Origin of the sequence: Polyangium sp. 15x6, from assembly GCF_029960785.1 — a bacterium.
In the GTDB taxonomy this organism is placed as follows: Bacteria; Myxococcota_A; Polyangia; order Polyangiales; family Polyangiaceae; genus Polyangium.
The window spans coordinates 64963-74835 of record NZ_JASBQE010000019.1 but is presented as its reverse complement, the minus strand read 5'-3'; the positions used below and the strand labels follow the sequence as shown (position 1 = coordinate 74835).

The window sequence follows — 9873 nt, the reverse complement described above, 5'->3', positions numbered from 1 at the left end:
TCCCGGAAGCAGCATATACCCCGAGGAGGCGAAGCGACGCACGCGGTAGCCCGCATCGCGTGTTTCTCGCCCACCCAGGCGAGCGCGCACCGCGGGCACCATGACGGCGAACCTCCCCGCGGCGAGGGCATCGGCGCCCGTTGCCCTCGGTTCCCCGCCGAAGATCGATCGAAGCAGGGAGGACGTCGCGCATACAGTCCAGAGAATCCTAAACGAAGCCGAACCGTTTGCCCATCGCACGTTCGGTGCTCGACGGCTGCGATGCAAGCCAGCCCGCACGGACACACGGGATACGCAAAACGAAGAGCGCTCCGGACGGCTCACGCGTGTCGCACACAGAATCACGCGCCGCGCCGAGATGCGCCCGAGTCGCTCAGTTGCCCGCGCTCTCGACCTTGGGCTCGGGCGGAAGCGGTGGATTGCCCGGCGGTGGCCTGTATCCAGGCTTGCGATATGTCAGGATCGCAATCTTTTCATGCTTGTACGGCTGCGTTTGTCCAGGCAGCGGGCACTGGTCCCGCAGCCAGTACACGTCGAACGCGGCGAGCTCATCCTCGGGGCGACCGGTCTCTTCGTGCCAGCGCAGGAGGTACTCCTTGAGACCATGACGGAACACCTTGTTCCGATCGAGCCGGATACGGTTGAAGTAGTCCTGCCTGATCTGGTTCAAACCGAGACCACGCGCGTCCGAGAGATTGAGGTCGGGCTCCTCTCCAGTGAAGGGATCGACGTGGCGGCCGCTGATCGTGATCGCGTCGACCGTGATCGAACCGTCGTCGCTGATCGGGTTCGGCGCGAACATACCCCAGCCCTGATACATGCGCGGGTAGCCGAGGGTCGCCTGCATGAGCCACGGCTGCTGGTGCTTGAAGGGCGCAGGGACGGACTTGTTCTCGTTGATCGTCTGGCTCACCGCGCAGAGAAAGAACCAGGCCACGAGCGCCTCCCGCAGGCCTGCGCGCACGCGCGAGGCGCGCGCGGCGAGCGGAGAAGGCACGGCGCTCGCCTCGCGGCCGCGGGGCCTTCCGCCGAGGCCGAAGGCGCGGGCGACGGCGTCGCGACGGCGCGCGACGTAGCCGAAGAGCGGCCCCGAGAGGCCCAGCGTGAGGACGCGGAAGACGGGCCAGAGGAAACGGCCCGCGGGCAGCGAGCGCGCGACGGCCGCGAGGGCCGCGTGATCGTCGTGGACCTCGTTCGTCGCGGGATCGCGGACGCGGAGGAGCTTCGGCGTGGCTTCGTCCTCGGGGCTCTCCTCGAACGTGAGGCGCTCGCAGTGGTCGAGGCGCGCGAAGAGGCGGCAGAGGAAAAACGCGAGCGCCGAGCGCCTATCGTAGACGACGACCCACGCGCGGGCCTTCTTCGTGTACCAGCGGCCGAGGATCTCCCAGTGCACGGGCTGGGGAAACAGGAAGCTCCAGGCGATCATGAACCAGGAGAACGGGCCGAGGCGCATCATCACGCCGAAGGTCCCGTGCAGGCCGGTCATCAGGAGCATCGCGAGCGGCCGCGTGATGCGGCGGCCGGCGGGGGCGAGGATGAGCGGCACGAGGAGCGCCTCGACGACGAGCACGCTCCAGGCGACGGGCCGCATCATCCAGAGCGGCATGTACTCGCGAAACGGCACGGCGAACCCCGTGATCATGCGATCGAGGTGGAGCACGTAATGGACCGTGTCGCCCTTGCGCCAGATATGTCCCGATTTGTTGACGACGTTGAAATAATAAATGACCGCGATGTTCAGGGTCGTGAGGAGCCCGATCAGCGAGACGTAGGGCTTCGTGGCCCAGGCGAACGGCGCGCGCGCGTTGAGCTCCGCGGACGAACGCTCCTTGCGCTCGCGGAACGAGCGTAAAAGCGCGTCGACGGAGAACCGCTCGCCGGTGGGCATGAACATCGCCCAGCCGACGAGCAGGTTTTCCACGACGTACCCGCCGTTCTCGACCATGACGAGCCGGTTGTCCAGGCTCGTCACGAGGAGGAACGAGAGGACCGAAAAGACGCGGGTATGCCAGCCGATGAAGAAGCAAAAATGGCAGAACGTCGCGATCGCGAAGGCGACGTGGACCTCTTCGAGGGAGGAGAACGCGTGGAAGATGCTGAAGTTGAAGCCGCTGCTCGGACGGAAGAGGTGGTAATGGTTCGTGAGGATGCCGTCGTTCGAGTAGAACCAGCGCGCCTCCATCCAGTGCCGGATGCAATCGGCGGTGACGAGGAACCCGATGACGAGCCGGAAAAACCCGAGCGTGCGCGGGTCCATCGTCATGTAATGGTCGCGCAGCCAGGCGAACGCGGCGCGGAGGCGCGAAAACCGCGGTTTTGCGGGTTTGTCCTCTCGCGGCACGTCCGCCGGCCGTTCGGCCGTGACCTCGCCCTCGGCGGCTATCTCGGCCACGGCCCTACTCCTGCCGGCGGAGGTCGGGCTTGATGATCGGGAGCCGGTCGACCGCCATGCGCCCGCCGCGCGAATGCGTGAAGAGTTTGTCGCGGCCCTTCTCGACCCGCGCCGGGCTCTCGCCGGGCTGCGCGATCGAATACTTCACCCAGTACGCGTCGTACCCCGAGAGCTGCTCGTCCGGCGCGCGGCCTTCGAGCGCGGGGCCGCCCTTGCCGAGGTAATCACGCAGGGCCTTCTGGAACGGCTCGTACTCGCGCTGCCGGACGCGGTTCAGGTAATCGTTCCAGAGCTGACCGAGCTTGCGCGCGTTGAAGGCCTCGGGGTCGACCGCGGGCGGGGCGCCCGTGAGCGGGTCGATGCTCGCGCCCTTGCGGTTCTGGCCGTCGACCACGAAGACGCCGTCCTCGGTCCCGTCCACGGCGAGCACGTCCCAGCGCTCCATCATGCGCGGCCACGCGACGGCCGCCGAGAGGAGTTTTCCCTGGGGAATCGTGAACCGGAGCGGGTTTGCCTTGGCCGCCTGCGCGAGCGCCGCGACGAAGAGCACGAACACGAATGCCTCGCGAAGGCCGCCCGTCAAGAAACGCTGGGTGCGTACGGCGGACGGGACGTCGAGGGGATCGACGGCGTCGGATTCGGCCTCGTCCTTCGGCGCGGGGACGCCGCATGCGTCCATGCCGAGGAGCACGCTGACGTTGGCGCGCCGCTTGGCGAAGGCGTCGTAGAAGACGTCGAGCAGGTTCGAGATGCCCGGCAGGCGCATGACGAACGCGAGAGGACGCCCGAACGGCAAGGCCCGCACGATCTCCGCGATGCCGCGGCTCCGCGTGAAGACCGTGCCCTTCGGGTCCACGACGACGATCGTGTTCTGCACGAGCTCTTCGGTGATCTCCTTCGGCAGATCGACCTTTTCGACCGTGCCGTCGGCCTTGCCGCGGAGGAGCCCCGAGAGGTCGCCATTGCCCTGGAACGTGAGGTGGTGCTGGGCGTCGAGGCGCTTGGCGAGACGCGCGAGCCACAAGCAAACGCCGCAATCCTCGTCGTAGACGACGCTGCGCGCGCGGGCCGGGGCGAGACGGCGCTCGAAGGCGTCCCAGCTCTCCTCCGGCAGGAGCAGCGCCGCAGCGGCGAGGAGCGTCCAGGCATAAAGGCCGAGCGAGAACAGGAGGCCGAGCGTGAGCGAATAGACGACGAGGAGCGCGACGGCGATGCCGCGGAGCGGCCGACGCGCCACGGGGACGAGCACGAGGAGCGGGACGGCGCATTCGGTCGCGAGGAGCAGATACGACAGGCCCTTCAAGACGCCCGCCGGCGCGTGCTGCAGCCGCACCCCGAAATCGCTCACCCAGCGCTCGACGTGGAGCGCGTAATAAAGGCCGCTGCCGTCGCGCCACGCCCCCGCGAAATGCCAGGCCGCGGACGCGATCAGGATGATCACGACCTGCAGCGTGACGGCGAGCGCCGCGAACGAGAGGGGCGACCAGCCGGGCCCGCGCGTGGCCGAGAGCTCGGCCTTCGTGGGCCGCGGGCGATCGTTCAGATCCGCGTCGGTCTTCTCGTCGCGGTCCGAAAACGAGCGGGCGAGGGCGTCGACGGAGAAGCGGCTGCCGAGCGGCAGGAAGAGCGTGAAGAAGAGGAGCGCGACGGCCGCGTAATTGCCCTGGTTTTCGAGCAGGATGTTCCGCGAGCCGAGGCTCACCAGGCAGATCAGCGACAGCGCGTGGAAGACGCGCGTCTTCCAGCCGAGGAGAAAGCCGAGATAGACGAGGAGGATCAGGACGAACGCGAAGTGGTTCTCCCCGACGCTCGAAAAAGCGTGGAGGAAGCTCCAGACCTGGCCCTGGTCGCGCAGGTTGAAGATGTGGTTGTGATTCGGGAGGACGCCCTCGTTCGAATAAAACGCGCGCACCCACGGCCAGCGGCGAAAGAGGTCGCCCAGAAGGACGAGGGCCATCGCGATGCGAAAGAGCCCCAGGGAGCGGGCGTCGATTTCAAGGAAGCTCGACAGAATTCGTTTGCCCACGTCAATCCTCGACACGGAATCGGTACTCGTCCTCGTGCGAGAGCAACGGGACGCTCGGCTTGCGGAGCAAGATCGTCCGCACGGCCCAGAGGTCGTTGAAAATGCGATATCGGAGCGCCGTCTGATCGAGATAATCGACGCCCGCAGACCCCCCCGTTCCCGTACGCCGCCCGATCACGCGCTCGACCATGCGCGCGTGACGCTGGCGCCAGATGATCATCTGCTGCTCGACGGCGATCACGAGGTCGATGACCTCGCGCGGCCACGCCAGGCGCGGCAGCTCCCGGTAGCTCTCCAGGAACACGATCGCCGCCCGCACGCGGCGGCGGAAGGCGCGCGCCTCGTCGTCGAGCCCCTCCTCGTCCTCGGCCCGCAGAAACCGCTCGGCGAACCGGATCTCGGCGCGGTAACGCTCCTCGAGCCGCGCGATGTCGTCCGCCGTGAGCGCGTTCTGCTTGGCGAGGCGAACGCGGTTCTCGATCTCCTTCTCGTGCCCCGCGATGAACGCCTTCGCGAACCGATCGGCCGACTCCTGCGTCGCAGGCCCGTCGATCGGCGTGCGCGCGAGCCACTCGTAGAGCACGGTCTTCAGGCTCGGACCGCTCTCTCTGCGTTGCTCGACGCGGGCGAGCGCCGTCGAGGCCGAGCCGTCCGAGGAGCGGAGCGCCGCCATGTAGCTGCCCTCGCGGCCGAGCGGGATGCGCAGGTTGTCGTCGAGCCCGAGCAGGATCTCGATCTCGCGCATCTGCGCCGACTGGAAGCCGCTCGCCGGGATCAACCGGTCGCGGAAGTCGAGGTAGTCGCGCGTGGTGAGCGTCTCCATCACGCGGAAATGCGGCACGGCCTGCTCGAAAAGGGCGACGACGCGGCGGAGCGAGGTCGCCGCGTTCGCGAGCTTCATGTCGGGCACGGGGTTCTGCCGGAAGAGATCGCGCGCCGTCTCGAGCTCGCGCAGGATGAGCTTGAACCAGAGCTCGTAGACCTGGTGGACGACGATGAACACGACCTCGTCGTTCGAAAGTTTGCTCTCGTCGTTGTCGAAGCCGCCCTGCAGCGAAAGCAGCTCTTCGACCTTGATGTAGTCCCAGTAGTTGCGCATGCCTCGGCTCCTCGACGCGAGGCGAGTCTACTGCCCACGCGCGAAAACGGAAGCCACGAGGCGCGCGCTCGAAGCGCGCCCCAGGCCGCCGCTAACGTAACGTCGGCCCCGGGATCAGGGCGTCGTGGTGAAGCTCGTGCCCTCGGGTCCGATGTTCACGGGTGGCCCGTAACTCCGGAGTTCCGCGCGCTCGTGGGCCATACGCGCCTCGACGTCGAGAACGGTGATGCCGACATCGGGACAAAACGTGGTCGTATACCGGACGGGTACATCGCCGCCGCGATCTTCGACCGTGACGACACATCCGTCGAAGCGACCCGCCGGCACGGTCACGCTCTGTCCGACCGCCGCGATACGCGTCCAGCCGCCGTGCTCGCCGGTCCAGCTCATGCCGACGGCGATCGGCGCGCGAAGCACGTAGACCGCGCGGCCGAGCAGCGCGATGCCCTCGCTCGTGAACGCGACGCGGCGCGCGCCCGTGGGCGTGACGAGCTCGCCCTCGTAGGCGCTCGTGCGACGAGCGCGGACGAGCAAGAGGCCTCGCTCGCCGTCGTCGCTCGTCGTCTCGTAGTGCCAGAGGTTGCCGTGCACGATCGGAAAATACCGCTCGATCGGCAGGCCGGACGACGCGCCGACGACGCCCTCGCCGGGCGCGGTGAACGAAGGCCGCGGCTCGGGCGCAGAAGATCCGCACGCGGCGAGCGCGAGGCCCGAAAGGACGAGTGCGAAGGCTCCCGGCCCCGACGTCATGGGGTCGGCGAAAGCCTGTGCGAGAAGTACCAGACCGTGAAAAAGGCGAGGAGCAAGCACGCGGCGAAGAGCATGTACTTCGCGAGCGGATCGGGCTCGATGCGACGGAGGAGCTCCTCGGCGGCGCGGCGCACGGCCGGGTCGTCGGTGCTCTTCACGAGGCGCGCGCCGTCCTCGCGGACGCGGCCGTAGTCGCCGCGGTCGAAGGCGGCGAGCAGCGCGTCGAGGCTCTCGTCGCGCGGGAACCGCTGCGCGAACGAGGGCACCCCTTCGCGCGGAGCCTTCGCCTTCTTCTTGCGCTTCTTCTTGGGGCGAGCGGCCTCGCCCGGCTCTTCGACCTCGCCCTGCGGATCCGCGCCCTCGTTCGTCTCGCTCATCGTTCGGTCCTGTCGCAACGCGAAGGTTCGATGTCTACCTGGGAAGGACGGGCGTGGTCTGATCGGGCCGATCCCTCCAGCCGACGGGCCCGTCGCCCTCGCCTTTCACCTCGCAGGAGAGGTGCTCGCAGAGCGTCTGATAATACGCCTTCCGGCCGCAGCCGACGGCCTTGTAGACCCCGCCGAACTCCTCGCTCACGCGGATGTCCCCGCTGGGGCAGTCGAGGTCCTTCTGTGCGTGCATCAGCACGACCGGCCTGGCCGCGCCGTGCCCGTTGATGTTGTCGACGCAGCCGGCGAGGACGAGGAAGGGAAGAAGCAGGGCGAGAGGGCGCATGGTCAGAACTGGAAGTACACGAACGGAACGGCCTTCACGCTCGCCGCCTCGTGCAGCACGACGGCGACGAGGAAGAGCATGGCGCCCTGCGCAGGGGCCGGCAGGGCCGTGAACGAGGCGCGCAGCCGATCGTAGATCACACGCGGCGTGTGATGCACGGCGATCCCGAGGGCGAGCAAGGCCGCGACGATCGGCGGCAGGTTCGGGTGGAACGTCGTCCCGGTCGAGATCTGCCTGAGGACACGCGTGCCGATGTCGAAGGACGGGGCGCGGAAGAAGATCCACGCGAGGCAGACGTAGTGGAACGTGAGGATCACGCCGATCGGCTTCGGGAGGAAGCGCTTCGGCTTGCCCGCGCTCTTGCCTCCGGCGCGCTCGACGGCGCGCGTGACGGCGAGGCCGAGCCCGTGGAGGAACCCCCAGAAGACGAACGTCCACGACGCGCCGTGCCAGAGGCCGCCGAGCAGCATCGTGAGCATGAGGTTGCGGTACGTCGCGAGGTTCGAACCGCGGTTTCCGCCGAGCGGGATGTACAGGTAGTCGCGCAGCCAGCTCGACAGCGAGATGTGCCAGCGGCGCCAGAACTCGGCGAGGTTCGACGAGGTGTACGGCGCGTCGAAGTTCGGCGGGAAGCGCACGCCGAGCAGCAGCGCCGAGCCGATCGCGATGTCGCTGTAGCCCGAGAAGTCGCAGTAGATCTGGACGGCGTAGCCGTAGACGCCCGCGAGCACCTCGACGGCGGAGTAGTTCTCCGGCCGCTCGAAGACCCGATCGACGAGGTGGATCGCGAGCTGATCGGCGAAGACGACCTTCTTCAGGAGGCCTGTCGCGATGAGGAACATGGCCTCGGCCCCCACGCGGCTCGGCAGGGAGGGGACGGCTTCGAGCTGCGGCAGGAGGTCACGCGGACGAACGATCGGTCCCGCGACGAGGTGCGGGAAGAACGAGACGAAGAGCAGGTAACGGAGGTAGCTCCGGTGCGCCGGAAGATCGCCTCGGTAGACGTCGATGACGTAGCTCATCGACTCGAAGGTGAAGAACGAGATGCCGACGGGCGGGAGCAGGACCCGCATCGCGTCGCTCGTCTTCGGCGCGGTGCCCGTGAGCCACGCGCGGAGGAGCTCGACGTTCTCGACGCCGAAGTTCCAGTACTTGAAGAAGCCGAGGAAGCCGAGGTTCAGGACGACGGTGATCGTCAGGAGCGCCTTGCGGCGCGACGGGCTCGTCTCGTTCGCGATGATGCGGGCGAGGAAAAAGTCGACCGTCGACGAGCCGAAGATGAGCGGCAGATACCGCCAATCCCAGGCGGCGTAGAAGCCGTAACTCATCGCAAGGAGGAAGATGATGCGCGGCCACGAGGCGAGGAGGCGCCCGCCGGACGTCGCAAACGAGGGCCGGAGGGTCGAAAGGCCCCACCAACCGACGAACGCAACGGCGAAGAAAACCGCGTACTCGATGCTGATGAAGTTCACGAGCGGGCCGCATGTTGAACGGCGCGGGCTGCCGTGCCAAGGATTACGGTGATGCTCGGGCGCCTGATCATAGGGATCATCAAGGGCCTCGTCGTGGGCGGGCTCATCGGGTTCGGGCTTTTGAAGCTCGGATTTGCCGTACTGCCTGTGTGGCTCGCATACATCGCCGCCGCGATCACCGGCGTCGTGATCGGCCTCGTCGCGGGCAAACCCATCTGGGCGAAGGACGCGAAGATCGAGGCCGGGATGAAGGCCGTCGTCGGCGCGCTGCTCGGAGCCGGGCTCATGTTCGCCGCGCGCAAGTGGCTGACGATGTACCTCCCGACCGAGCCGCTGAGCCAGATCGGCGTGATGACGAAGAGCGAGGCGATCCGGTTCGGCTACTTCCCCATCACCTCGCTCGCCGCGATCGCCGCGGTGCTCGGCGGCTTCTACGACGCGGACAACACGCCCGCGCCCGAGGGCGAGGCGAAAGAAGAGGCCAAGGCGCCGCCGGCGAAGGCCGGGCCGCAGAAGCGCATCGCGCAGCCGGCCGAAGACGAGTTCGACGAGGACTTCGACACGTCGGCGGACGAGAAAAAGGCGAAGAAGTAGAGCGGTGCCGCCCGCGCGGATCCTGTTCTACGTGGCGACCTTCGGGGCCCTCGCGCTCGTCGCGCGCTCGCTCCTGATCCGGCCCGTGCCCACGTGGGTCACGCTCGCCGCGCTCGCCGCGTACACGGCCATCGTCCTCTCCGGCGTGCTCGTCTTGCGCCTCCGCATGTTCGTCGACGCGGTCTGCCGCGGGCCCGACGACGCGCGCGGCGTGGCCCTGACCTTCGACGACGGGCCGAATCCCACGCACACGCCGAAGGTGCTCGACCTGCTCGACCGGGCGAAGCTCAAGGCGACGTTCTTCGTGATCGGCAAGAAGGCCGAGGCGCACCCGGAGATCGTTCGCGACATCGTGGCGCGAGGTCACACGCTCGGCTCCCACGGCTACGCGCACCCGCGGACGTTCGCCATGCTGCCCACGTCCGCCGTGCGCGCGGACATCGAGCGCTCGCTCGTGGTGCTGGAAAAGATCACGGGTCGCAAGCCGACCCTGTTCCGACCGCCGATCGGGCACACGAACCCGCGCATCGCGAAGGTCGTCACCGAGCTCGACCTGACGGTGATCGGCTGGTCGGTGCGGGCGATCGACGGGCTCGCCTCCGCGGACGAGACGAAGGTGGCGGCGCGCGTCGTGCGAGGCCTGGAAGACGGGGCGATCGTGCTCCTGCACGACGCCGCCGAGCGTGACGATCACGTGCCGGCGAGCCTCGGCGCGCTGCCCGCGATCCTCGAGGGCGTGCGGGCGAGGAACCTCGACGGCGTGGCGGTCATGGATTTCGTGGAAGGAAGCCGCGAGGAAGGTGCGGCCTAGGGCCCCGAAGAGCGC

The 9873-nt window shown here is 68.0% G+C and carries 9 protein-coding genes; 2 read left to right on the top strand and 7 right to left on the bottom strand.

Features of this window, described 5'->3' with window-relative positions; all coding sequences use genetic code 11:
• Positions 1–373: 373 nt before the first annotated feature.
• The 7 genes from QHF83_RS16485 to QHF83_RS16455 form a co-directional block, all read right to left on the bottom strand.
• Positions 374–2392 (bottom strand): HTTM domain-containing protein, encoded by a 2019-nt coding sequence (locus QHF83_RS16485; RefSeq protein WP_282418791.1) that lies wholly within the window; start codon positions 2390–2392, stop codon positions 374–376.
• A gap of 4 nt (positions 2393–2396) precedes the next feature.
• Positions 2397–4418, bottom strand: coding sequence for a DCC1-like thiol-disulfide oxidoreductase family protein (locus QHF83_RS16480; RefSeq protein WP_282418790.1), 2022 nt, complete (start codon positions 4416–4418; stop codon positions 2397–2399).
• Position 4419: 1 nt separating this feature from the next.
• Positions 4420–5517 carry a tryptophan 2,3-dioxygenase family protein gene (locus QHF83_RS16475; protein ID WP_282418789.1) on the bottom strand — a complete coding sequence of 366 codons (1098 nt, stop codon included), beginning with the start codon at positions 5515–5517 and terminating at the stop codon, positions 4420–4422.
• 114 nt (positions 5518–5631) lie between these two features.
• On the bottom strand, positions 5632–6267 hold the full coding sequence (locus QHF83_RS16470) for a hypothetical protein (RefSeq protein WP_282418788.1): 636 nt from the start codon (positions 6265–6267) through the stop codon (positions 5632–5634).
• Entirely contained in the window at positions 6264–6644 is a 381-nt protein-coding gene (locus QHF83_RS16465) for a hypothetical protein (RefSeq protein WP_282418787.1), read from the bottom strand. Before QHF83_RS16465 ends, QHF83_RS16470 begins: the two co-directional genes overlap by 4 nt.
• Before the next feature lie 34 nt (positions 6645–6678).
• Positions 6679–6981: a hypothetical protein gene (locus QHF83_RS16460; RefSeq protein WP_282418786.1), complete on the bottom strand. Its 303-nt coding sequence runs from the start codon at positions 6979–6981 to the stop codon at positions 6679–6681.
• A gap of 2 nt (positions 6982–6983) precedes the next feature.
• Positions 6984–8453, bottom strand: a complete 1470-nt coding sequence (locus QHF83_RS16455) for an MBOAT family protein (protein WP_282418785.1) — start codon at positions 8451–8453, stop codon at positions 6984–6986.
• 51 nt (positions 8454–8504) lie between these two features.
• On the opposite strand from QHF83_RS16455, the gene QHF83_RS16450 reads away from it, so the two are divergent.
• Positions 8505–9047 carry a hypothetical protein gene (locus QHF83_RS16450; protein ID WP_282418784.1) on the top strand — a complete coding sequence of 181 codons (543 nt, stop codon included), beginning with the start codon at positions 8505–8507 and terminating at the stop codon, positions 9045–9047.
• Between the two features lie 4 nt (positions 9048–9051).
• Positions 9052–9858, top strand: a complete 807-nt coding sequence (locus tag QHF83_RS16445) for a polysaccharide deacetylase family protein (RefSeq protein ID WP_282418783.1) — start codon at positions 9052–9054, stop codon at positions 9856–9858.
• Positions 9859–9873: the final 15 nt, after the last annotated feature.